This is a genomic window from Pannonibacter indicus (genome assembly GCF_001418225.1).
GTDB lineage: Bacteria > Pseudomonadota > Alphaproteobacteria > Rhizobiales > Stappiaceae > Pannonibacter > Pannonibacter indicus.
The window spans coordinates 92,877-115,699 of sequence record NZ_LIPT01000012.1; the positions used below are offsets into that span (position 1 = coordinate 92,877).

20 protein-coding genes are annotated in these 22,823 nt (G+C 64.1%); 11 read left to right on the forward strand and 9 right to left on the reverse strand.

The features are described 5' to 3' along the window. Nucleotides 1-32 precede the first annotated feature (32 nt). The 7 genes from ASC48_RS15535 to ASC48_RS15565 all read left to right on the forward strand — a co-directional run bounded on the left by ASC48_RS15535 (nucleotide 33) and on the right by ASC48_RS15565 (nucleotide 6,553). Nucleotides 33-215, forward strand: a complete 183-nt coding sequence (locus ASC48_RS15535; RefSeq protein ID WP_055456660.1) for a hypothetical protein — start codon at nucleotides 33-35, stop codon at nucleotides 213-215. Next, nucleotides 212-1,708 carry a sodium:solute symporter family protein gene (locus ASC48_RS15540; RefSeq protein WP_055456635.1) on the forward strand — a complete coding sequence of 499 codons (1,497 nt, stop codon included), beginning with the start codon at nucleotides 212-214 and terminating at the stop codon, nucleotides 1,706-1,708. The genes ASC48_RS15535 and ASC48_RS15540 overlap by 4 nt, the downstream gene beginning before the upstream one ends. A 170-nt stretch (nucleotides 1,709-1,878) precedes the next feature. Continuing rightward, on the forward strand, nucleotides 1,879-3,138 hold the full coding sequence (gene repA, locus ASC48_RS15545) for a plasmid partitioning protein RepA (protein WP_055456636.1): 1,260 nt from the start codon (nucleotides 1,879-1,881) through the stop codon (nucleotides 3,136-3,138). Then, entirely contained in the window at nucleotides 3,135-4,205 is a 1,071-nt protein-coding gene (gene repB, locus ASC48_RS15550; protein ID WP_072242657.1) for a plasmid partitioning protein RepB, read from the forward strand. Before repA ends, repB begins: the two co-directional genes overlap by 4 nt. A 338-nt stretch (nucleotides 4,206-4,543) precedes the next feature. Further along, the gene (repC, locus tag ASC48_RS15555; RefSeq protein WP_208975754.1) at nucleotides 4,544-5,902 is read left to right on the forward strand and encodes a plasmid replication protein RepC; all 1,359 of its coding nucleotides are present in this window, start codon (nucleotides 4,544-4,546) and stop codon (nucleotides 5,900-5,902) included. A gap of 94 nt (nucleotides 5,903-5,996) precedes the next feature. Further along, a complete protein-coding gene (locus tag ASC48_RS15560) occupies nucleotides 5,997-6,251 on the forward strand; it encodes a CopG family ribbon-helix-helix protein (RefSeq protein WP_050475473.1) in 255 nt (84 codons plus the stop codon). Continuing rightward, on the forward strand, nucleotides 6,248-6,553 hold the full coding sequence (locus ASC48_RS15565) for a type II toxin-antitoxin system RelE/ParE family toxin (protein WP_055456639.1): 306 nt from the start codon (nucleotides 6,248-6,250) through the stop codon (nucleotides 6,551-6,553). The genes ASC48_RS15560 and ASC48_RS15565 overlap by 4 nt, the downstream gene beginning before the upstream one ends. Nucleotides 6,554-6,957: 404 nt before the next feature. Here ASC48_RS15565 and ASC48_RS15570 read toward each other — a convergent pair whose 3' ends face one another. The 8 genes from ASC48_RS15570 to ASC48_RS15600 all read right to left on the reverse strand — a co-directional run bounded on the left by ASC48_RS15570 (nucleotide 6,958) and on the right by ASC48_RS15600 (nucleotide 14,568). Further along, nucleotides 6,958-9,129, reverse strand: coding sequence for a FepA family TonB-dependent siderophore receptor (locus ASC48_RS15570; RefSeq protein ID WP_141658985.1), 2,172 nt, complete (start codon nucleotides 9,127-9,129; stop codon nucleotides 6,958-6,960). A 221-nt stretch (nucleotides 9,130-9,350) separates the two neighbouring features. Further along, on the reverse strand, nucleotides 9,351-9,815 hold the full coding sequence (locus ASC48_RS15575; protein ID WP_055456640.1) for a hypothetical protein: 465 nt from the start codon (nucleotides 9,813-9,815) through the stop codon (nucleotides 9,351-9,353). 18 nt (nucleotides 9,816-9,833) lie between these two features. Further along, nucleotides 9,834-9,977, reverse strand: coding sequence for a hypothetical protein (locus tag ASC48_RS19605; protein WP_156367103.1), 144 nt, complete (start codon nucleotides 9,975-9,977; stop codon nucleotides 9,834-9,836). Next, nucleotides 9,974-10,234, reverse strand: a complete 261-nt coding sequence (locus ASC48_RS15580; protein ID WP_055456641.1) for a hypothetical protein — start codon at nucleotides 10,232-10,234, stop codon at nucleotides 9,974-9,976. Before ASC48_RS15580 ends, ASC48_RS19605 begins: the two co-directional genes overlap by 4 nt. Nucleotides 10,235-10,324: 90 nt before the next feature. Further along, complete coding sequence (locus ASC48_RS15585) at nucleotides 10,325-11,668, reverse strand: nucleotide sugar dehydrogenase (protein WP_208975760.1); 1,344 nt, start codon at nucleotides 11,666-11,668, stop codon at nucleotides 10,325-10,327. A gap of 232 nt (nucleotides 11,669-11,900) precedes the next feature. Further along, entirely contained in the window at nucleotides 11,901-12,206 is a 306-nt protein-coding gene (locus ASC48_RS15590) for a DUF2218 domain-containing protein (protein WP_055456643.1), read from the reverse strand. Then, entirely contained in the window at nucleotides 12,206-12,760 is a 555-nt protein-coding gene (locus ASC48_RS15595; RefSeq protein ID WP_244270079.1) for a PadR family transcriptional regulator, read from the reverse strand. Before ASC48_RS15595 ends, ASC48_RS15590 begins: the two co-directional genes overlap by 1 nt. Nucleotides 12,761-13,062: 302 nt before the next feature. Next, nucleotides 13,063-14,568 (reverse strand): glycosyl transferase family protein, encoded by a 1,506-nt coding sequence (locus ASC48_RS15600; protein WP_055456644.1) that lies wholly within the window; start codon nucleotides 14,566-14,568, stop codon nucleotides 13,063-13,065. 222 nt (nucleotides 14,569-14,790) lie between these two features. On the opposite strand from ASC48_RS15600, the gene ASC48_RS15605 reads away from it, so the two are divergent. The 4 genes from ASC48_RS15605 (at nucleotide 14,791) to ASC48_RS15620 (ending at nucleotide 18,483) form a co-directional block, all read left to right on the forward strand. After that, the gene (locus ASC48_RS15605) at nucleotides 14,791-15,711 is read left to right on the forward strand and encodes a siderophore ABC transporter substrate-binding protein (protein ID WP_055456645.1); all 921 of its coding nucleotides are present in this window, start codon (nucleotides 14,791-14,793) and stop codon (nucleotides 15,709-15,711) included. Between the two features lie 78 nt (nucleotides 15,712-15,789). Beyond that, on the forward strand, nucleotides 15,790-16,752 hold the full coding sequence (locus ASC48_RS15610; protein ID WP_055456646.1) for an ABC transporter permease: 963 nt from the start codon (nucleotides 15,790-15,792) through the stop codon (nucleotides 16,750-16,752). Continuing rightward, on the forward strand, nucleotides 16,742-17,728 hold the full coding sequence (locus ASC48_RS15615; RefSeq protein WP_055456647.1) for an iron chelate uptake ABC transporter family permease subunit: 987 nt from the start codon (nucleotides 16,742-16,744) through the stop codon (nucleotides 17,726-17,728). Before ASC48_RS15610 ends, ASC48_RS15615 begins: the two co-directional genes overlap by 11 nt. Continuing rightward, nucleotides 17,725-18,483: an iron ABC transporter ATP-binding protein gene (locus tag ASC48_RS15620; RefSeq protein ID WP_055456648.1), complete on the forward strand. Its 759-nt coding sequence runs from the start codon at nucleotides 17,725-17,727 to the stop codon at nucleotides 18,481-18,483. The genes ASC48_RS15615 and ASC48_RS15620 overlap by 4 nt, the downstream gene beginning before the upstream one ends. A gap of 9 nt (nucleotides 18,484-18,492) precedes the next feature. Here the strand turns inward: ASC48_RS15620 and ASC48_RS15625 are convergent, their stop codons facing one another. Beyond that, a complete protein-coding gene (locus ASC48_RS15625; protein ID WP_167345148.1) occupies nucleotides 18,493-22,764 on the reverse strand; it encodes a beta strand repeat-containing protein in 4,272 nt (1,423 codons plus the stop codon). Nucleotides 22,765-22,823 lie beyond the last annotated feature (59 nt).

The window sequence follows — 22,823 nt, forward strand, 5'->3', positions numbered from 1 at the left end:
CAACCCACCAATCTCTAGAGGGAAGTCACCACATGTCGAAAGCTGCTCTGTACTTGATAGGCGTGGTCGTCCTCGCCTGCTACGCCATACCCTATACGCTGCTCACCAATGTGGCGGAATGGTATGGCTCGTTCCTGTTCTGGTGCGTGGCGGGTATTGCCGTCATCGTCCTCAACATTCTGGCAACGTCCAGCTTCGAGGAGGACGAGGCATGAGTGTGACCCTTGTCGTCTGGGGACTGGTGATCTACGTCCTCGCCTCCTTCGTGGTGGCCTATATCTCGCGTTCGGGCGGGTCTGCCAGCATGTCCGAATATTTCATCGGCGGGCGTTCCATGGGCGGCGTGCTGTCGGCGCTGAGCTACTCGGCCACCACCTATTCGGCCTTCATGATGATCGGCCTTGCCGGTCTCACCTTCAAGGGCGGCGTTGGCGCCCTCGGCTTCGAGATCATCTATTTCGCCGGTGTGTCGCTCGTCGCCATCTTCGGCCCGCGCTTCTGGGCGGTGGGCAAGAAATACGGCTTCGTCACGCCCTATGAGATGCTGGGCACGCGCTATGGCAGCCGCTGGGTGGCCGTGGCGGCCGGTCTCGTCAGCCTCGTGTTCCTCATCCCCTATTCGGCCGTTCAGCTGTCGGGCGTGGGCTACCTCCTGTCCGGCATGACCGGCGGTGGCATCCCCTTCCTGTGGGGCGTGGTCATTTCCACGGTGCTGGCCATCATCTTCTCCTATGTGGCCGGCATCCGTTCGGTGATGTGGACGGACAGCCTGCAGGCGCTGATGATGATCGTCGCCTCGGTGCTGGTCTGCGGCCTGGTGCTGATCGAGCTGGGTGGCTTCTCCGGCCTCTTCGGTGCCATTCAGGCCACCAAGCCGGAACTGCTGCAGGTGCCAGGACCGGGCCTGTTCAGCTTCACCACCTTCCTGGGGCTGACCATTCCGTGGTTCTTCTTCGCCATCTCCAACCCGCAGGTGAGCCAGCGCCTCTATATGCCGGCTTCCCTGAAGGCGCTGCGCCGCATGCTGGTGATCTTCCTGTGCTTCGGCTTCGTCTATACGGTCGTGTCGGTGCTCTGGGGTTTCTCCGCCTTCGTCGCCTTCCCGGAGCTGGAAAAGGGTGACCTTGCCACCTCCACCCTGCTGGCCTCGGATCTCGTGCCGCCGGTTCTGGGCGTCATGGTCATGGTCGGCATTCTGGCCGCTGCCGTCTCCACCATCGACTCGATCCTCCTCACCCTGTCGTCGGTCTTTGCCCGCGATGTGTGGAGCAACGTGACAGGCGGGGCGAGCGACGCGCGCCAGCTCTTCATCGGCAAGCTGATCATCCCGTTCATCTCCATCGTCTCGCTGGTCTTTGCCGCGATGGAATTCTCGATGATCGCCATCCTGTCAGTCGCCGCCTCCGTCGGGCTGCTGGTCACGGTTCCGGCCATCATCGGCGCCTTCTTCTGGCGGCGCGGCACGGCGGCCGGCGCGCTGGTTTCCATCATCGGCGGCGTTGCCTTCGTGGTGTGGATGTACCTGACCGGCAACAAGCTCTTCGGCCTCAACGCCGGCGTGCTGGCCCTGCCGGTTTCGACGGCGCTGTTCATCGCCGTCAGCCTCGTCACAAAGCCCAACATGAAGGCTGCTGACGAGTTCGTGGAGGCTTCCGTCTCCTACAGGAAGGGCAAGCTGCCGCAGGGCATGCCCGCCCCGGCGGAGTGATAGAACGGCCTCGCAATGCAACAAGGGCGGCCCCGGCATCCGGAGCCGCCTTTGGTATTGCGCAAGCCGCAACCGCCCGGCGGAATTGGGCTTAAGCTTCCGTTAACCTAATATTTCTTGCAGAATCGGCGGGGCTGGGGCATTTCTGACGGTATTGAGGTCGCGCTCGAATGCGAAACCGTCAGGAGATCGAGATGCTCGCAGGCGAGATGGATAGCGCCAAGGACACAACCGCCAAGATCGGGGATTTCACCCAGCGGCTGTCGGACAAGCTCCAGTCCATGCGCGAGATGACCTATCCGCCGGAAGCGCGCAAGTCTTATGGCCGCACGTTTTCGACGCTGGATCTGGTGCGCCTGCTCGGCATTCCGGAAAGCACCTTGCGCGCCCTGACGCTGGACGGCAAGGGGCCGCAGCCGCTGCGCGCCGACAACAACCGGCGCATCTACACCATCGAACAGGTATGGGAGCTGCGCAAGTATCTGGCCGAACAGCGGCCGGACGATGCCTTGCGCCTGTTGCCGCACCGGCGGGCCGGCGAGCATCTGCAGGTCATCGCCTGCGCCAATTTCAAGGGCGGCTCGTCCAAGACCACAACCTCCGTGCATCTGGCCCATTATCTGGCGCTGCAGGGCTACCGGGTGCTGTGCATTGACCTGGACCCGCAGGCCTCGCTGACCACCACCTTCGGCATCCAGCCGGACAGGGACCTGCGCTCCGGTGAGGACGAGAACGAGCGCACCGATACGGCCTATGACGCGCTGCGTTATGACAACAACCGGGTGCCGCTGAAGGACGTGATCCGCAAGACCTATTTCCCCGGCATCGATCTGGTGCCGGGCAATCTGCGTCTGATGGACTTCGAATATGACACGCCGAACGCGCTGGTGAACCGCACCACGGATGAGCTCGGCCTGTTCTTCCAGCGCCTCGATGCGGCCATCCGCACGGTGGAGGACGATTATGATCTGGTCATCCTCGATACGCCGCCCTCGCTCGGCTATACGACGCTCGCCTCGCTCTATGCGGCAACGGGGCTGATCATCACCGTGCATCCGGCCATGCTGGATATTTCCTCCTGTGCGCAGTTCTTGAAGATGATTGCCGATGTGACGGCGACCCTTTCGGAAGGGGGCGCGCGGTTCGAGCATGATTTCGTCAAGTTCCTGATGACGCGGGTGAACCCGAACGACGCCCCGCAGAAGATCATGGCCGGCACCATGCGCAGCCTGTTCGGCAAGGATGTGCTGGTGGCCGAAGCCGTGGAATCCACCGCCGTGGCCTCGGCCGGCGTTGCCAAGAAGTCGCTCTATGAGGTCGAGCCCGGCGAAGTCGGGCGCGAGCCGCTGAAGCGCGCACTGGAAAGCGCCGATCAGGTGAACGGCGAAATTCTGGACCTGGTCAAGTCCGTATGGAGGCGGCAGGGATGAAGAAATCCATCGTCAAGATGATGGCGGAGGCGGCCAGGGCGGCTGAAGCCCAGAAAACGGCGGAGGCATCCGCGCCTGCCGCGCAGCCTGCATCCGCGCCCCAATCCACGCCCCGGTCGTCTCCCCCGGCCGCGCCCGCAGCGGAGGGCGCGCGGATGGTGGCGCCTGTCGTCAGCTCCATGGGCCGCGCCCTGTCGCAGCTGAAGGAGGACAGCATCGTTGCGCTGGACCCGGGCAAGATCGATCCTTCGCCCTTCCGCGACCGCTTTGCCGCCGATGAAGAGGCCGCCGGGGCGCTGGAGGAACTGAAGCTGTCGATCTCCTCCGAAGGGCAGAAGATCCCGGTTCTGGTGCGCCCGCACCCGGCGGCGGAGGGGCGCTATCAGCTGGCCTATGGCCACCGCCGCCTTGCGGCCGTGCTGGCGCTGATGCAGGAGAGCGGCCGTCCGGAGACGGTGAAAATCCGCGCCTATGTGCGCCCATTGTCCGACATGGATCTGATCCGCGAGCAGTCGGTGGAAAACGGCGTCCGCGAGAACCTGACCTGGATCGAGCAGGCGCTGTGGGCGCAGCAGCTGAAGGAAGCGGGCTTCAAGCAGCGCGACATGCAGCCCGTTCTGGGCGTGACGGAATCGACCGTTTCCACCCTGCTGAAGGTAGCGGCCAGCGTGCCGGAGGACATTGTGCTGGCGATCGGCCGGGCGCGCAATGTCGGCCGGCCGGCCTGGACCGCCTTTGCCAAACTGTTCGACGATGCCAAAGCTGCCCCGCGCATCCGCGCCATTCTGGATGCCAAGGCTTTTCTGGCGGGCGATGCGCCTGCGCGCATGGCCCTTGCGGCAAAGGCAGCGCGCGGCAAGGGCGCAGAGAGGGCGCCCGGCCAGACCGCTGAACAGGAAATCCGCTCCGGCAAGCGCCTCCTGGGCAAGCTGAAGACGGGATCCTCCGGCGTGACCTTGACCATACCGAAGCAGGAGGCGGCTTTTGGCGCCTGGCTGGGCGGGCGGCTGGAGCAGCTTTACGAGGAGTTTGAAAAGGACGCCGGCGGCAGCAGCGAAAAAAGCTGATGGCAACTTATCCCCCACCCGGCAAGGTGGGGTAAGATCACGCAAGCAGGCCCGCAGCACCGGACTATGACAGCGGCCCGAAACACCGAAAGGAGCAGGAATGACGCAACAGGCCAAATGAAAAGGGACCATCTGGCGGCAACCAGATGATCCCCGATTTCACGGTCGAATGGGACTTCGCCCACACGAAACCTTGCACCCTTTTCTTGTAGGCGAAAAGCGAATCACGTTCAAGACCCGGTCTTGAGCGCACAAGCACTTTTGTGCCCGTTTCCCCCGTTCTGACCTCCATCTTGTTCACCGTCCGGGCGTCACGCTCGTGGCGGATGGAGGATTTCATGTCCACCACTTCGATCGCCACCTTCCGCAAGGTGACGCCAGGCATTCTTGCGTCCGCCGTTCTGTCGCAGCAGGAAGAGCGTCCGGTTGTCACGAAGCAGGATCTATCCCTCGTTCTCAAGCGAGCCGCTCCCGCTCTGGGCATTGATGGCACGTCCTATCACGTGCTCGACATTCTGCTGGGCCTTGTGCAGGCGGAGGATTTCAAGGCCGGCCGGCGGCCCGTGGTTGCCATCTCCAACCAGCGCCTGTCCGAATACACCAGCCGCCATCCGCGCACGGTGATCCGCTGCCTGAAGCGCCTGGTGGAAGCCGGGATCCTCGCCTACCGCGACAGCCCCACGGGCCGGCGCTACGTGCAGAAGGACAATGCTTCCGGCCATATCGAAGCCTATGGCCTCGATTTCACGCCGGCCTGCGTCAATCTGGAAAGCTTCCGGGCTGCTGCCGATGCGTTTCAGGCGCAGATCAAGGCCGATCAGGCCGCCCGCCGGGAATTGACCCGTCTTGCCCGTGCCATTGCCGATCTGGATGAGGCCTGCGAGGGCCTGGAAGGCTTCAGGGCCTGCGCCCTGACCATCCTTGAGGAACGACACACGCTTTTGGGATTCAGGCTGGAGCGGATGCGTGCCCTTTATCAGGACGCTCTGGACTCAGCCGCTTCTGATCATGCAGCTTTTTCTGAATATATGTCATCCACGGGTGACATTCCCGTCACCTCCTTATCTATTACAAACCGTCCCGACTCTTCAGAAAGTAACATCAATCGGACTCGCCCTGACGGGCGAGACATCAATACAAAAACTGACAACGGCTGCGCCGTTGAAATGGCTCTTGAAAAAGAGCCTTGCGGCGATCCTGCCCGTGAGCAACCGAAACTGCGGCCAGCGGCAAGGCCGCGAGGGGCGGGCCGGGATACTCAACGGGACATTCATCAGGAGGCCCGGCAGAAAACTCAGCGGGCCACGCAAAGAGACATGCAGCAGGGCAGGGCGCAAGGGGCCTCCCATCATGGTTTGCTCGATGATGTGCCGGCGGGTCTCGTTGAAAGCGCCTGCTCCGAGCTTCAGGCGGTTATCCGTCACAGGCTCAGCTCCTGGCCTGCGATCTGCGAGGCGGCAGAGGAGATCCGGGTGCTGATCGGCGTCAGCCCCCCGGCCTATGCGCAAGCCGTCGAGCAGCAGGGCCGCTATGTGGCGGCTGCCTGCCTTGCGGTGGTGGCGGAAAAGGCGCTGCGCGATCCGGAACAGATTTCCCGTCCCGGCGGCTATTTCCGTGCCATGATCGAGCGTGCCGGCGAAGGCCGCCTGCATCTCGCCCGCTCGCTGTTCGGACTTGCGGCGGACCGGCGGTCGTGAGGCGCGGTCGTCAGGTGCCGAAGATGGGGTGATGTCTGGCAGATTTGCGGGCAGTGTGGTAGTTTGTACACATATCAACACAGGAGCGCACACCGTGACTGCCAGCACCACGATGACAATCCGGATCAGTCCCGAGGTGAAGCAACAGCTGGACCGGATCGCGGTTGATACCCGGCGCAGCAAGTCATTTCTGGCTGCTGAGGCCATTGCGGCCTATGTCGAGCGCGAGCTCAAGATCATCGACGGCATCAAGCAGGGCATGGACGATGCGGCCGCTGGCCGGGTCGTCCCGCATGATCAGGCGATGGCTGAACTCTATGCGGTGATCAACGGCGCGGAAGACAAGTGAAGCGGCCTGTTGTGTGGGCGCGCGCAGCGCTGGATGACATCCGGGAACAGATCGCGTTCATTGCCAAGGATAATCCAGTTGCGGCGCGGCAGGTCGCTGACCGGCTGCGCGACACGGGTGAGGCCCTTGGCGGGATTGCGACCGGCCGGCCTGGCCGGGTCACCGGCACTTACGAGAAGTCTGTCACTCGCCTGCCATACATCATTTCCTATGAGCTGCGGCTGATCGGCAGCCTTGAGAACGTTGTTATCTTGCGCGTCATACACACGTCGCGGGACTGGCCCGGTTCGGGCGGGAGTTGATCTGTGAAGGCACGACGATGCAAAAACGGCAGGCCCGTGCTCAGGCTGCCTTGCAGTCGTTGCAGACAGGCGGTCGTGATGCGGGGGAAAGGGTTTGCTCGGGGCACTGCCCTTCCCGCCGCACCGTCCCGGCCCCCGAGCCGGGACCTGTAAGGATGGCACCGCCTTTCCAATCGTAAGAATGCCTGCACGGTCTTTGCTCTTGAGGCACCGCTGCACTGCGTCCCTAACAGGCCCCGGCCCGGAGGCCGGGGCGGCGCGGAGTGTGGCGGACGGCAGGAAGCCGGACTGAACAGGGTGTGGCCCTTGCATCGCAAGACCTCGTGGACTGCGATGCATATGCAAAAACGGCAGGCCCGTGGTCAGGCCTGCCGTCTGATCTTGCCGGTTGTTTGCGCTCAGCCTCAGAATGTGGCGGAGAGCGACAGGTAGAAGGTGCGGCCGGGCTCGTTGTAGGTGTTGGCACCTGCCTGGTTGCTGTTGCCTTCGCGGAACAGGCGCTTGTCGAAGATGTTGTTCACACCGGCGTTCAGGCGGAAATGGCCGTTGAGATCATATTTCATGCCTGCATTGACCAGCGTGTAGGCGCCGCGCGCTTCCGGGTTGGCCACTGCGCCGCCGGTGGTGGCGCTCAGGGTCGGGGACTCCGTCTTGCCATAGTGGGTGGCGGACAGGATCAGCGTCAGCTTTTCCGTCGCGGCCCAGTCCAGCGAGGTATTGATCGTGTATTCCGGGATGAGCGACAGGGGCTGGTTGTTCCGCTTGTCCTTGGACTCGATCATGTAGGTGGCGTTGGTGCTCCAGGTCAGGCCCTCCATGACCGGCACGGCGAGGTTGCCTTCAAGCCCCTGCACCACGGCTTCGGGCACATTGTACCAGCGGAAATACTGCGCGGTGCCCGAGCGGCCTTCCGGCACCATGCCGGAGGCGATGCGGTCCTTGTAGTCATTGTGGAAATAGGTGATGCCGGCATTCCAGCCGCTGTCATCATTGTAGTTGATGCCGATTTCCTTGTTGATGGCGATTTCCGGGTTCAGGTCCGGATTGCCCAGCACGAGACAGCCATTGCCAAGATTGGGATAGTCGATGGGGCAGCCATTGCCATTGGTGCGGTACACGTAATTCGGGTTGAGCTGATAGAGGTTCGGGGCCTTGAAGGCGCGGGCGATACCGGCCTTCAGCGAGATGGTCTCCGTCAGCCTGTAGGTGGTGTTGAGGCTGGGGCTCCAGTTGCCGCCGAAGGAGCTGTGATGATCGAAGCGGATGCCGGGCGTCAGGGTCCAGTCATCCGTGATCTCGATATTGTCTTCCAGCATCACGCCGAACATCTGTGCGCTGACATTCGGGTCACGCAGCGCCGGATCGGTCACCGTGCCGGGAACGGTGGCGCCGTTCAACCCTTGCAGGATCGACACAGGATCGTTCATCCATTCGCCGCGGAATTCGGCCCCCATCGTCAGCATCTGCTCGAAGCCGATATGCAGCGGCAGGTTCCACTCGCTCTTGGCCGTCACATTGTCGAGGGTGATCGTGCCCCAGGTGGAGTTGGCCTGGATCGAGCCTTCCGGCCCGCCCGCCAGCCCCTCCGACAGGCGCCGGTTGAGCGTGCGTTCCCACTGGACATAGCTGCTGGACTTGCCGAAGTCATAGTCGCCGGAATGGGTCAGCGACACGGTGCGGCGGGTCATCGAATTGGTCTCGGTGCCGAACAGGCTGTCGCGGACCGCCGGCGCGATGGTGCCAAGCTGGCTGTCTCCGGCAAAGAGATTGCCCTGCCGGCTGTAGGAACCTTCCAGATCGAAGCGGTGATCATCGCGCGGGGTGAAGGACAAAAGGCCCCGCACGTCCTTGTTGATCACCCCTTCACGCCCTGCCGCCAAGGTGCCGCCGGGAACCGTTGCCCTCGCGTTGATGTTCTCATCATCAGGCTCCGTCCGCGCATAGCCTGCATTGAGGCGGAAGGAGAGCCAGTCGAGGATCGGGCCGCCAAGGGTCACGTTGGTGCGCACCGTGCCGCCTTCTTCGGAATGCTGCGGCAGGGCGAAATAGGTGGTGACGGAGCCGCTCATCTTCTCGGGCCGCTTGGTGATGATGTTCACCACGCCGCCTGACGCGCCCGAGCCATAGCGCGCTGCCGCAGGACCCCGGATCACCTCGATGCGCTCGATCATCTCGGCCGGCACCCAGTTGGTGTCGCCGCGCGTGTCGCGCTCGCCCGCACGGCCCATGCGCACGGAATTGCGCGACAGAACCGGCTTGCCGTCGATGAGGATCAGCGTGTTTTCCGGTCCCATGCCGCGCAGTTCGATCTGGCGCTGGTTGCCGCGCTGGCCGGAGGAGGTGGTGCCGGTCAGGTTTGCGCCCGGCATTTTTCGCAGGATTTCCGAAATGTCATTGGCGACCGGTGTGCGTTCCAGATCAGCGGCGCTGATCACGGATACGCCCGGCGCCTGCTTCAGCTGCTCTTCGGCCGAGAGGACGATCTTGTCGAGAGATGTGGCGTCTTCGCCGCTGGCGTCCTGCGCGGCTGCAGAGCCAGCCGCCAGCAGGAAGGCGCCCAGGGAGCTGGCGCGCAACAGGTTGATCCTGAAAGCTTTTGACGAAAGGTGTGGCGTCCCTGCAGTTGCCTGCTGGCACGAATGGCTGTTCTGTCCGGTTGCGCGTTTCATGGCTTGCCCCATTAATATGAATTGTGAGTTCATATTTTTCAGCGAGGCTTCCGGGTCAATGCCGCAGAATTAGAAGTCTTCCAATTTGCTGATTTGGCAAAAGGCGGAAAAGGGCTGGCTGGAGGTTATCAGGTGCTGCGGTTCGGGGGTGCTGGCTCCGCCTGTTCGTACCGGCACAGCGGCGGGCGCGGTTCGCCTTTGCTGGTGGCTGTCATGCCGTCGTACCAGCCCGCGCCCATGGCGATGATCCGGCTTTCAAAGCCCAGCCAGGCATTCGGGCCCGTTTCGCCCATGACCTTTTGGGAGACTTCATCGAACTTCCAGCTTGGCACACCGCCACCCTCGCAGGTGGCTTCGCCTGCTGCGTCGGCCCGGATCAGCGCTCCGAAGTGCTGGATCAGCAGATCGTGGCTGCGCCTGATCTCCGGCATTTGCGGGATGTCACCACATTGTCCGGTTGTCACGGCGAAGCCGGGCGGGGTGCGCAGGTTGCTCGTTGAATAGAACGTCAGTTCCCCTGCAACAAGGGAAGCACTCAGGAAACGCAGATATTCAAGGGTTACCTTCTCCCGGCCCCAGCGGTGGAAAACCATCAGCGCGTTCTGCAGCCCTTAACCGTCGAGATAGCAGCCGGACGCTCCTTCCCCTGCATAGGCATCGATGGCGGAGAGGTTCTGGGTCACTTCGGCGTCAGAGACCCGGATTTCGCTTGTAACCGATGGCAGGCGGATCTCGCAAAGCCCGGGAGCGATCACCAGCCAGTCACGGTTGCCGCCGTCTGCGGATGGCTGCGCACCTTTTGCGAATAGGCTTCGATATCGGCCGGGCTGATCCCTTGCGTGATGGCAGCTGCCATGGTGGAAGGGCCAATGGCACAACCTTGCGCGGCGAAAAAGCTTGCGGGCTTCTGCCCGCTTTCCGCTGCGCCCGCACAGACCGGCGCAATGGAAAGGGGCAGGACTGCGGCAAGTCCGGCGCAAAGCCGGACCAGAAGGGCGCGGTGTTTCGTCATGGCGGCATGCTCCGTGTCAGGCTCTGGGGCTGTACCGGTTATCCTCTGCCGGAGCAGATCTGGCCTGCCGTCACATCACACTTTTGCGGATCACGCCTTGACGATCCTGTCCCGGTGCTCCGTCACGGCTTTCGTGGCGTTGCGGGTGTCGATGACAAGCTTGCTGGCGCTGACGAGGGCCTGATAGTCGATGCAGTCGTGGTCGGTGGCGATGATCACCGCATCGAACTGCCCAAGGGTTTCCGCGCTCAGGTCCACCGATTTCATGCCCATCAGCGGCTTGTGCTTGCGGGTGCTGGGCAGGGCGGGGACGTAAGGGTCGTGATACTCGACGGTTGCCTTGCGCAGCTTCAGCCGCTCGATCAGCACCAGCGCCGGGCTCTCGCGCATGTCATCGACGTTCTTCTTGTAGGCCGCGCCGATGATCAGCACGCGCGAGCCGTTGAGGCCCCTGGCAAAGCGTTCGTCGAGGGCTTCGGCGGTGCGGGTGATGACGTAATCGGGCATGGCGGTGTTGATCTCGCCCGCCAGCTCCACGAACTTGGTGGTGATGGCAAATTCCCGCGCCTTCCAGGTGAGGTAGAACGGGTCGATCGGGATGCAGTGGCCGCCAAGGCCGGGGCCGGGATAGAAGGGCATGTAGCCGAAGGGCTTGGTCTTGGCCGCCTCGATCACTTCCCAGATGTCGATGCCCATGCGGCCGTAAATGACCTTCAGCTCGTTGACGAGGGCGATGTTGACCGAGCGGAAGATGTTCTCGCTCAGCTTCACCGCCTCGGCGGTTGCCGCCGAACTCACCGGCACGACGGACTGGACGATGGCTGCATAAAGGGCAATGGCAATGGCGCGGCTGTCCGGATCATCGGCGCCCACGACCTTCGGAATGGTCGAGGTCTCGTAGTTCGGGTTGCCCGGATCTTCCCGCTCCGGCGAGAAGGCGAGGAAGAAGTCGCGGCCAGCCTTGAGCCCCGAGCGCTCCAGAATGGGCTTCAGCACCTCATGCGTGGTGCCGGGATAGGTGGTGGATTCCAGGATCACCGTCTGCCCGGCCTTGAGATGCGGCAGCAGATGCTCTGCCGTGCTGACGATATAGGACATATCCGGCTCCCGGTGCCGGGTCAGGGGCGTGGGCACGCAGATCAGGATGGCATCGGCGCAGGCCAGATCCGCAATGTCCGAGGTGGCATGAAAGCGCCCGCTCTGCGCAATGGCCGCAACGTCCGCATCGGAAAAATGCCGGATATAGGACTTGCCCGCCATCAGCGAGGTGATCTTGGGCGGATCGATGTCGAAGCCGGTGACCTCGAACCCCGCCCGCCAGAAGGCCCGCACCAGCGGCAGGCCGACATAGCCAAGCCCGATGATGGCCACGTTGAACCGCCGCTCCCCCAGGGCTGCGAGCTTTTCCCGGGCGAGCGGGCTCACGGAAGGCATCGTGTCATGCTGCGGCTGGACGGGCGTGGTCATCGGTCTGTCTTTTCCTGCAAGCGCCGGGGCACTGGCCTGCCGTCCGCACGGGAACCGGAGGCCGGATCTGATGACACCCTGATCCACTGCCCCGCCCGTCTTGTCAATGAACTGCGTCATCACGCCTGTGCAGGGGGGGCGGAGAGGCCCTGCCACAGATCATCAGATGCGTCATTGCGGGCAGCGGGGGATTGCGGGCTTACGCTGCCTGCCAGGAAAGCTCCTGCGGCTCGCGGAAGGCGAAGCGGATGAAGTGGCTGCCGACCACATCCTGCAGCCGGTCAAGGGCGGCGCTGTCTGCGGCCGTGACGTCCATGGTCAGGCGCGTGCCTTCGGCCTTCAGCGTGCACACGCCCATCGGGAAGGTGATCTTGCCCTGTTCTGTGTCGAACTCGGCCGGGATCTTGTGCTGGAAGTGCTTGCACAGCTGCTGCAGGTAGCGGCTGGCCTTTTCGGTTTCCACGATGCAGCGGCGGGTGGGCAGGGTGGTGGTTTCAGTCGTCATCAGCTTTCTTCCACGGCAAGGGCCGCCGCATCGATGGCAGCGGCGATCTTCTGGGCGGTTTCCGGGTCAATTTCCCTGTCCCGCAGGCGCAGGCGCAGGGCGGTCTTGAGGTTTTCCATGGCCCGGACCACGGGCGCGGGGGCAAAGCCCCGCGTCACGCCGCTGCGGGCACGGCTCATGAGTTCGCTGGCCAGGGCCTTGTTGGCGGCCAGAAAAGCTTCGCCTTCGGGCGTAACGGTGTGGCGCTTGCGCCCGCCTGTTTCCACCGTGATGGCGCTGTAGCCCATGTCCTCCAGCCAGCTCAGCGTTGGATAGATGACGCCGGGACTGGGGCTGTAGCTGCCGGCAAACCGGTCCTCGATGGCCTTGATCAGCTCATAGCCATGCCGCGGCTCTTCCGCGATCAGGGCCAGAACCAGCAGCCGCAGTTCGCCATAGTCGAACAGCCGCCGGTGTCCACCGCCCCGGCGGTGTCCGCCGGGATGGCCTTCGTGCAGGGGGTCATGCGGGCCGTGGCCGCCATGACGGTGGGGGTGTGAATGTCTGTGTCTCATGCCCCTCGATATAAACTAGATATATCGAAAATCAAGATATATCGGAATTTATTCAGAAAGCAGGCTTTGCCTTTGAAAAATTGCCGCTGCAGACCTCTGACAATCCTGAGGCCTGTGGAACTGCTTACCTTTTCCAGCATCAAAGCAGCGCTCGCAGCCTCTTTTAGACGATGTGTGAATCCGGTAGCCCCTCAAGGTGGAGGGGAGCAGACAGGCCGTGCCGGAATGACCAGAGCGCAGGCTTTCCTCAAGCCATAACCGGTGAGCCTGACTGGCAGTCCGTTGTAAACACTGCCCCCGCTCTATGGCTTTCGCACGCTGGCGGCATCGGCGGCGGCCGGGCGGAGCTGGCGCGGGCGGTTGTGCCAGAGGGTGGCGGCGTCCTCAAGGCAGGCGGAAAATTCCGCTTCTGGTGCACGCCGCAGGGTCATCAGGGCGAGGGCTGCGGTCTTCAGGATGGCCGCTTCCGCCAGCTCGTCGCGCGCCGCGCCCGTCCACACGGCCAGCCAGTATTCCTGCTGGGTGAGGGCGGCGGGAATCGGCATCCGGCTGGCGGGCGTCGAAGGCAGGGTGAAGCGGGCTTCCTCGCCGCCGGTCAGGCGGAACACCGGCGTCGGCCGGTCCGGTGTCACCTGCGCAAAGTCGCGGTTGGCGCCGGTGACGGCTGCGTCCAGACAGCCGGTGAGGGCGGCGGCGGTGCGGAACAGCTCCCGGCCGGACGTTTGCGCCGCGCCCAGCATCGAGGCGGGGGCGCCGCCCGGATTGAGCACATGCACGGCGGTGTTGACCGGCGTGCGCATTTCAAACGCCGGATAAAGGGCAAGCAGGCCCGCCAGCTGCGGGCAATAGGCGGTGACGGGCAGATAGGCAATGCCCTTCTGCGCCAGCGCCTGCCTTGCGCCCTCCAGACTGTCCGCCACGGGAATGGCAGCGGCCTCCGCCGCCCGTTGCAGCAGGATGCCCGAGGCGATGTTGCTGCCGAAGCCATGCACCAGCACCCTGTGCCCGGCCATGGCCACCAGACGGGCGGCATGGAGGAACCACGGCACGGTGCGCAGCCGGGGCGAGAGATAGGCCGGCCAGTTGAGATCGGCTATCGCCGTCTCTGCCGCTTCCGCCGCCTCCCCCGTGCCGGGGCCTGCCGCATGCAGCTGGACCGCCTGCGCAAAGCCGGCCAGCTCCACCGCCGTCATGCCCCGGAACTGCATGGTGGCCAGCAGCGCGCCGGTCTGGAACGGGTCCGCCTCGGCCCGCAGCACGATGCCGAGGGCATCGCGGGCTTCTTCCTGCGTCAGCGGGCGGGTGCGGCCCGGCCCGGCGGCAATGCTGGCGATGTATTTGGCCAGCCGCTGGCTGGGGGCCGAGGCATGGCCGATCAGCGCCATGCGCTCGGCAATCATCTGCGGCGAGGGCTCGCCCGCCAGCCGGTCCACCGCGCTGGAGCCCGGCGCCAGCGGGGTTGCCTGAGGCTGGGTTTGATACGGGGCATGATGCCGGGAAAACGCCCGGGCGGAGTTGGACCCCGGCCCATGATGGCTGCCCCAGGGCAGGGCGGATGCACTGTCCGGCGTGCGGGCAAGCAGCAGTTCGGCATCATTGGCCAGCCCGCGCACTTTCAGCCGCAGGGCTTCGGCAAAGGGCGTCGGGCGCATGCCCTGGCCTGTACGCTCCAGCAGCGGGTCGCCGTAGAACTCGCGCAGTTGTGCCAGCATCCGGCTCATGGCCGAGACCTGCATCCCCAGACTGGCCGCCGCTGCCGACACGCTGCCCTCCCGCAGCAGCGCATCCAGCGCGATCAGCAATTTCATCCGGCCAATGTCCACCTGTGTTCTGCCTTGTGCCCGAGCGCCTGATTGAGGAGGATTTGCGTTTTTCGCAAATTGGAATTGCTCAAAATGATGCGCGTTGACCCTTGGCAGCAGTATCTACATAAGTGGATTTAGAAACTCAACTTATGTTGTTCAGGCAAGGCGCTGCCGCCGTCACACTGGCGTGAGCGCTGCTGCTGCGAGGTTCTGGAAATGACGCATATGTTCTCCATGAAGCGGCTGGCTGCTGGCCTTGCCAGCGCTCTGGTTCTCTCCGCCGCGCTGACGGGCGTTGCCGCTGCCGAAGTCAAGGTGGCCCACGCCAAGGGCGAGCTGACGCTTCCTGCGGTCCCGGCCAAGGTGTTCGTCTATGACATGGCCGCTCTGGACACGCTGACCGCGCTTGGCGTTGAAGTGGCCGGGGTGCCGGGCGGCAACAAGCCGGGCCATCTGGCGCAATATGCCGATGACAAGTACCAGAAGATCGGCTCCCTGTTCGAGCCGGACTTTGAAGCCGTTGCCGCTGCACAGCCGGATCTGATCATCGTTGGGGGCCGCTCTGCCGCCAAATACGAGGATCTGGCGAAGATCGCGCCCACCATCGACCTGTCGGTGGATTTCGGGGATTTCACCGGCTCGGCCCTGAAGAACCTCCAGACGCTGGCCACCCTTTTCGGCAAGACGGACAAGGCGGACGAACTGACAGCGAAGTATCAGGCTTCCGTCGAAGAGCTGAAGGGCAAGACGGCGGGCGCAGGCAAGGGCCTGTTCATCCTCACCACCGGCGGCAAGATGAGCACCTATGGCGCAGGCTCGCGCTTTGGCGTGATCTTTGGCGAGTACGGCCTTGCGCAGGCTGATGAGAACATCAAGATCGGCACACACGGCCAGCCGGCGTCCTTTGAATATATCCTTGAGCGTAACCCGGACTGGCTGTTCGTGCTGGACCGTGATGCGGCCATCGGCCGGGAAGGCGATGCCGCCCGCCAGCTTCTCGACAACGAAATCGTCCGCCAGACCACGGCCTGGCAGAAGGAACAGGTGGTCTACCTCAATGCGGCCAACTGGTATCTGATTGGCGGTGGCATCACCGCCATGCAGGATACGGTAGACCAGCTGAACGCTGCCTTCAGCGGCAAGTAATTTCTTCTGATTGTCAGCGTATCAGGCGGCTGCGTCTCCTCCGGGGCGCAGCCGCCGCAATCCTTTCAGAGCCCTGACTTGAAGTTCCTTTTGCCAGCCTCTCTCCTGACCCTCGGTCTTGCGATAGCCAGCCTGTTCACCGGTGCCAGCCCCGTCTCCTTCTGGAGTGTGGTCAGTGGTGCGGCGGATGAGCGGGCCTTGATGCTGCTGGCCGAAAGCCGCATTCCGCGCACGATCGCCCTCATTCTGGCGGGCGCTGGCATGGCCGTGGCAGGAACCCTGATGCAGATGCTGGCACGCAACCGCTTTGTCGAGCCCTCCACCGCAGGCACGGTGGAATCGGCCTCGCTGGGCATGCTGCTGGTGCTGTTCTTCGCGCCGGACCTGCCGGTCATGGCCAAGATGCTCGTCTCCGGCGGTTTCGCGCTGGCGGGCACCTTCCTCTTTATCGCCATTCTGGAGCGAATCCCCCTGCGCTCAGCTCTGATGGTGCCGCTGGTGGGGCTGATGCTGGGCGGGGTGATCAGCGCCGTTACCGCATTCCTCGCCTACCGCTTCGACCTGCTGCAAACCCTCGGCGCCTGGACCAGCGGTGATTTTTCCGCCGTGCTGCGCGGGCGTTACGAGGTGCTGTGGCTCAGCCTGGTGCTCACCATTGCCGCCTATGTGGCCGCCGACCGCTTCACCCTCGCCGGATTGGGCGAGGATTTCGCCGTCAGCCTCGGCCTCAAATACCGGCAGGTGCTGCTGCTCGGCCTCTTCATCGTTGCCATGGTCACCGCTGCGGTGGTGGTCACGGCGGGCGTGGTGCCTTTCGTCGGGCTGATCGTGCCCAATCTCGTCGCCATGGCTCTGGGCGACCGGCTGCGCCGCACTCTGCCGCTGATCGCCGTCACCGGCGCGCTGCTGGTGCTGTTGTGCGATCTGATCGGCCGCACGGTGAATGCGCCCTTCGAGATTCCGGCAGGCTCGGTTCTCGGCGTGGTGGGCAGCGTGTTCTTCCTGTTCCTGCTGCTGCGGAGGCGCTCCCATGCGGCTTGAGCGCCTGTACCGGACCGGTGCAAGGCGGCTGACGCCAGCCGGTGTGCTGCTGCTGCTGGGCCTCCTGACGCTCGCCGCCGCCACCGCCTTCATGACGCTTGGCGTCAAGGCCGGCTGGGCCTTCATCCTGCCCTTCCGGGGGCAGAAGCTCGCGTCGCTGGTGCTGGTGGCCTATGCGGTGGCCGTCTCCACGGTGCTGTTCCAGACGCTGACCAACAACCGCATCCTGACGCCCTCGATCATGGGCTTCGATGCGCTTTATGTGCTGCTGCAGACGGTGCTGGTCTTCACCCTCGGCTCCGCTTTCGTCACGAGCCTTGACCCGCGCCTGCTGTTCGTGGGCGAAGTCGCCATCATGGCCGGCTTCTCGCTGATCCTGTTCCAGCTGCTGTTCTCCGGCGCCATCAAGGGCCTGCATCTGATGATGCTGGTGGGCATCCTGCTTGGTGCCCTGTTCCGCAGCCTTGCCGGCTTCCTGCAGCGGGTCATTGATCCGAATGAATTCGTCGTGCTGCAGGACCGGTTCTTTGCCAGCTTCAATGCGGTGGATGGCACGCTGCTGGGCGTCTCGGCGCTGCTCATTGCCGGAGCCAGCCTTGCTGCCTGGCGTCTGGGCCACACCTTTGATGTGATGGCGCTGGGGCGGGACAGTGCCATCATGCTGGGGGTGGACCACGCCCGCGTGACGCGGCAGGTGCTGATGATCATCACCGTGCTTGTCTCGGTCTCCACGGCGCTCGTGGGGCCGGTCACCTTCTTCGGCCTGCTGACGGCGAACCTTGCCTATCTGCTGATGCCCTCGGGCCGCCACCGGCATGTGCTGCCTGCGGCCGTGCTCATTGCCATCATCTGCCTTGTGGCGGGCCAGACGGTGCTGGAGCGGCTGCTTGATTTCAACACGGCGCTTGCCATCGTCATCGAATTTGCCGGCGGGCTGTTCTTTATCTTCTTTTTGCTCAAGGGGGCGCGGCGGTGATCCGGATCGATCAGGTCAGCAAGAGCTATGGCAACACGCTGGTGGTGGACGGGGTCACCCTCGACCTGCCGAAGGGCGGGCTCACATCCATCATCGGCCCCAATGGCGCGGGCAAATCGACGCTGCTGTCCATGATTGCCCGGCTCACCACGATGGATCAGGGCAGCGTGCTGGTCGATGGGCTGGATGTGGCCCACACCTCCGGCGAGGTGCTGGCCCGGCGCCTGTCCATGCTGCGGCAGGACAACCAGATGACGGCGCGGCTCACCGTCACCGATCTCGTCTCCTTCGGCCGCTACCCCTATTCCAGGGGGCGGCTGACGGCTGAGGACAGGGCCGAGGTGGACAAGGCGCTCGCCTATCTTGGCCTCACGGAGCTCAGCCACCGCTTTCTGGACGAACTCTCCGGCGGCCAGCGCCAGCGGGCGTTTGTTGCCATGGTGCTGGCGCAGGACACCGGCTACATGCTGTTCGACGAGCCGCTGAACAACCTCGACATCAGCCATTCTGTCGCCATGATGAAGCTGCTGCGCCAGGCGGCGGACGACTTCGGCAAGACGGCGGTGGTGGTGCTGCACGATATCAATTTCGCCTCCTGCTACTCCGACCATATCGTCGTCATGCAGAACGGCCGCGCCGCACTTCAGGGCACCCCATCCGAGATCATCCGCCCCGAAGTTCTCACCGCTATCTTCGGCTGCCCCTTCACCGTTCAGGAAATCAACGGCAACCGGATTGCCGTCTATTTCCGGTGACTGTGCGGGTCATTCACTCCGCTCATCCTCGATCAGATCCATGCCGGTCATGTCCTGCGGGGTGCTGCCGAGGGAGGCGAAGGTGAGGGGGGTGGTTCGACCGGCGGGGGAGAAGAGCCCGCCGAAGAGGGACCAGCTGCTGACCACGCGCGACACGGTGCCCGGCTGCCCCGCGACCGGCAGCGTTATGTCTGCCAGCGCCGTGGCCGTGCTGCTGGCGAGGGTGTAGTTCATGGCGTCCGCGCCGCCGAGGCTGAGGCCGCTGATCAGCACCGTCTTGCCCGTGCCCGGCTCTGCATCGGCGAAGACGCCGTTCGCGGTGGCCACGCTCAGCATGTCGCCCGTGACCATGCCGTTGAAAAGCGCACCGGAGGTGTCGAGCGTGGCCGTCACCGTGCCGTCCGCCATTTTGCTCAGGGCGGCGATGCCGCCGATGCTGGAAATGACGGCCTGAGTCACATCCCCCGTGACGGTGCCGGGCGTGATGCTGACGGTGTAGTTTCCGGCCGCCATGCCGCCGAGGGTCAGGCCCGAGAGGGTGATCACCTTGCCGGTGCCTGCATTCTTGTCCGCATAGGTGCCAAGGGCACTGGCAAGGCTGACATCATCGCCAAGGATGATGCCATCCAGCTGCGCGCCGGCCAAATCCAGCGCCACCGCCGTGGTGCCGTCATAGATGCGGGTGAGACCCGAAACGCCGGTGAGCGTGAGCGCCTTCGGCGTGATCGCCGCCGTCGTGGAAACGTTGAAGCTGTTCCCCAGCGCGTTGGCCAGCTCGTAATTGGCAGCGTCTGCACCGGCCAGAGCCAGGCCAAAGACCGAGATATCCTTGTTCGTGCCCGCCGACGGGTCGAGGAAGGCGGCCGAGCCGGACAGGGTCAGGTCATCGCCGCTGACAAAGCCCGTCAGCACGGCATTGGTGGTATCGAGTGTTGCTGCATCGCCCCCGTCATAGACCTTGCTCTGCGCGGAAAGCCCGCTGACGGCGGTGATGACGGCCTTTTCCACATCGCCCGTGACGGTGCCGGGCGTGACGCTGACGCTGTAATTGCCTGCTTCCGCGCCGCCAAGCGTCAGGCCCGTGATGGTGATGATCTTGCCGTTGCCTGCGTTCTTGTCGGCATAGGCGCCAAGCACCGGGGCAAGGCTGACGTCATCGCCCAGGATCACGCCGTTCAGCCCGGCAAAGCTCTGGTCAATGATGACCGCCGTGGTGCCGTCATAGATGCGGGTGAGGCCGGCAAGGCCGGTGACGGTGAGGGCCTTCTGCGAGATATCTGCGGCGGACGTGAGCAGGATCGTGCTGCCGATGCTGGCGTCATATTCATAGTTGCCGGCATCCGCGCCGCTGAGGGCAAAGATTGTCACCTCAACCGTCTTGCCCGTGCCTGCGGAGGCGGTGAGGAAGGCGGCGGAGCCATCAAACACAAGATCATCCCCGCTGACCATGCCGGAAAGGATCACGCCGGAGGTGTCCAGCGTTGCCGTGGTGGTTGCGTCATAGACCTTGCTGTCCACGGCAAGGCCGCTGATGGCGGTGATCACCGCCCGTGTGACATCAAGCTCCACCACCGCGTCCGTGAGCGTGTAATTGGAGGCAAGGCCCGTGCCATTGCCAAGCGTAAGCCCGCTGGTGTCAGCGGTGAAATGCGTGTCTGCATTCTTGTTGACGAGGGTGGCCGTGCCGCTGAGGGTCAGTGTCTCGCCATTGGCAAGGTTGCCCAGAACGATATCCGGGGCCGAGAAGCTGGTGCTGCCGTTGTAGGTCCGCGAGCCGGTGAGGCTGACGGCGCGCGGCGTCACCGTGACGCCGCCCGTGCCGAAGGCGAGATAGAAATCGTCCATCGTCAGGCCGCCGGTCAGCCCGAGTTCGACCATATCCGGTTCCGACCAGGCGTAGGTGCCCGCATTCGTCGTGCCGGTGATGGCGCTGCCCACATCGACGGAGACGGAGATGCCCGAGGCGCTGGCGCCGGTGGTGCTCAGGCTGCCCTGAAAGCTGCCCGTGCCGCCATAGGCGCGGGAGAGGGTGCCGGACACCTTGAGGTAATTGTCGTAGAGCGCCTGCGTGGACAGCGCCCGCAGCTCCGGCAGTCCGCCTGCCTTGGGCGAGCCCCAGACGCTGGCAAAGTCCCAGCCATCCTCGATGTAGAGGAAGGGATCGAGAAGCCCGGTGGCCGTCTTGCCCCAGCTGGCGGGCATGGAGCCTGCGCCTGCTGTGTCCACGTTGTAAAAGACGTTGGACACATTGGCGATTGAGCCGGTGCCGATCAGGCCCTGATTTCCCGAAACGCTGCCTGTGGCATAGCTGTAGCTGATCGTGCCGCCGTTGTTGCCAACGAGCGCGCCTCCGTCTGTTCCCGAGACGTTGCCGGTGGCATAGGAGTTGATGATCACGCCATTGGCGCTGGTTGCCCCCACCAGCCCGCCCACCTGAAACCTGCTGGTGGAGGCATTGCCGGTTGCATAGGACTGGCTGATGGTGCCGCTGTTGAGAAAGCCCACCAGCCCGCCGAAAGCCCCCAGCACTCCCCCGCCGAGAACGGCGCCGCCGCTGACGTCCCCGCTGGCGAAGGAGCGGGTGAGGGTGGTCTGGAACATGGTGCCAACCAGCCCGCCCGTCGCGCCCGTGCTGCCGGCCACTGTTGCGGAAGACCAGAGGCCGGAGAGCGTGGAATTTGCCGCCCAGCCCACGGCACCGCCAACGGAAGAACCGCCGGCGACAGATCCCGTCACACCGGAATTGCTCAGGCTTGCGCCTGCCGTAACCCCGAACAGGCCGACGGCCTGGGTCGAGGGCCGGTCGATGTAAAGACCGGAAACCGTATGCCCGAGACCTTCAAAGGAGCCCGAGAAAGCGGTGGTGAAGTTGCCCAGCGGAGCGAACCCCGCGCCACTGTTCCAGCCGGAGGTGGCCGAGGCGTCGATATCGCTGCCGAGCACATAGCGCCCGGCAAGGTTGCCGTTGATGCCCTGCAGGTCCGTGCCCGTCGTGCTGCCTTCGGCGCCGAGGCTGGTGAGGATCGTGTAGCTGTTGACTGCGCCGTCGCTGCCCAGCTTCGTGGCAAAGCTGCCGGTGGAGGCAAGGTTGACGGGGGCGCTGACGGTATAGGCGGCTGTGTTGCCCGCTGCCACTGCGCCCTGACCATAATGCAGCGCCAGCCCCGCCGTGGACGTGCCGTTGAGCGTGGCGTTGATGGCAATGTTCCGGTCGGCCCGGAGGGTGAGGACATTGGCGGACCAATCGATGCCTGAGGACACGGTGATATCGCCCGCATCCGCTCCCGCAGCGGTGGTCGAGATTTCCACATTGCCGCTGGCAAGGCTTGCCTCAATGGCGGCTGCCATGTCCGCGCCGATGTTGATGTCCGTGGGGTCGATCAGCCAGCTGCCGCCGTCCGTCTCGACTTTCAGCGTCTTGCCGAGCTTCACCTTCTTGGCGGAGGTTTCGACAAATTTGGCTTTCAGCGCGCCGCTGGCGTTCGTTTCATCACTGCCCAGCAGCAGGATGCGGCCACTGCGCGAGCCGATGGCCTTGGCTTCCACCGTGCCGGTGTTGTTGACGATGCCCTTTTTCGCTTCCGAGGCGCCCCTGGCGGTGAGAATGGCGGTGCCGCCATCGGCCTGGATCAGGCCGCTGTTTTCCGCCAGCGCCTCCATGGTGGAGGCTTTCACCTCTACCGAGATCAGGCCGTCGCCGTCAAAATCCAGCAGCACATCCGTTCCCGCGGCAAGGGCTGTATCGCCGGTGATGGTGCCGCTGTTGCGCACGGTGGGGGCGATGAGGGCCACAACCGCGCCGGACACTTCACCCGCATTGGTGACGGAACCGCCGCTGCCGGTGAAAGTGAAGTCATGGGCCAGAAATTTTCTGTCGGTGATGCCGAGCGTGGAGGCGACGAAGGCCCCTGTCTGCACCCGCCCGCTGGTGCCGATGGCGATGCCATTGGGGTTGATCAGGAACACCTGGCCATTGGCATTGAGATTGCCGAGGATCTGCGACGGGTCCTGCCCCGTGACGCGGTTGAGCGCCATGGACGAGGCGCCTGGCTGCACGAAATTGACCGTCGCGCCGCTGCCGATGGAGAAGCTGTTCCAGTTGGTGATCAGCTGATTGCTGGTCTGCGTCACCGTCATGGTGCTGCCCGAGGTGCCGATGCTGCCCGTGCCTGCCGCGATGGTGCCGCCGGTGGGCAGCTCCTGTGCCTGCAGCAGGGAGGGGGGCAGGATCAGCCCGGCGCCAAGCGCGCAGGTGGACAGCAGCAGGTGATCGGCCCCCACGGACGGGTCCAATTTGATTGTTAGTGCAATGATGGTCGTGGCGCCAGCGCGGGCGGCAT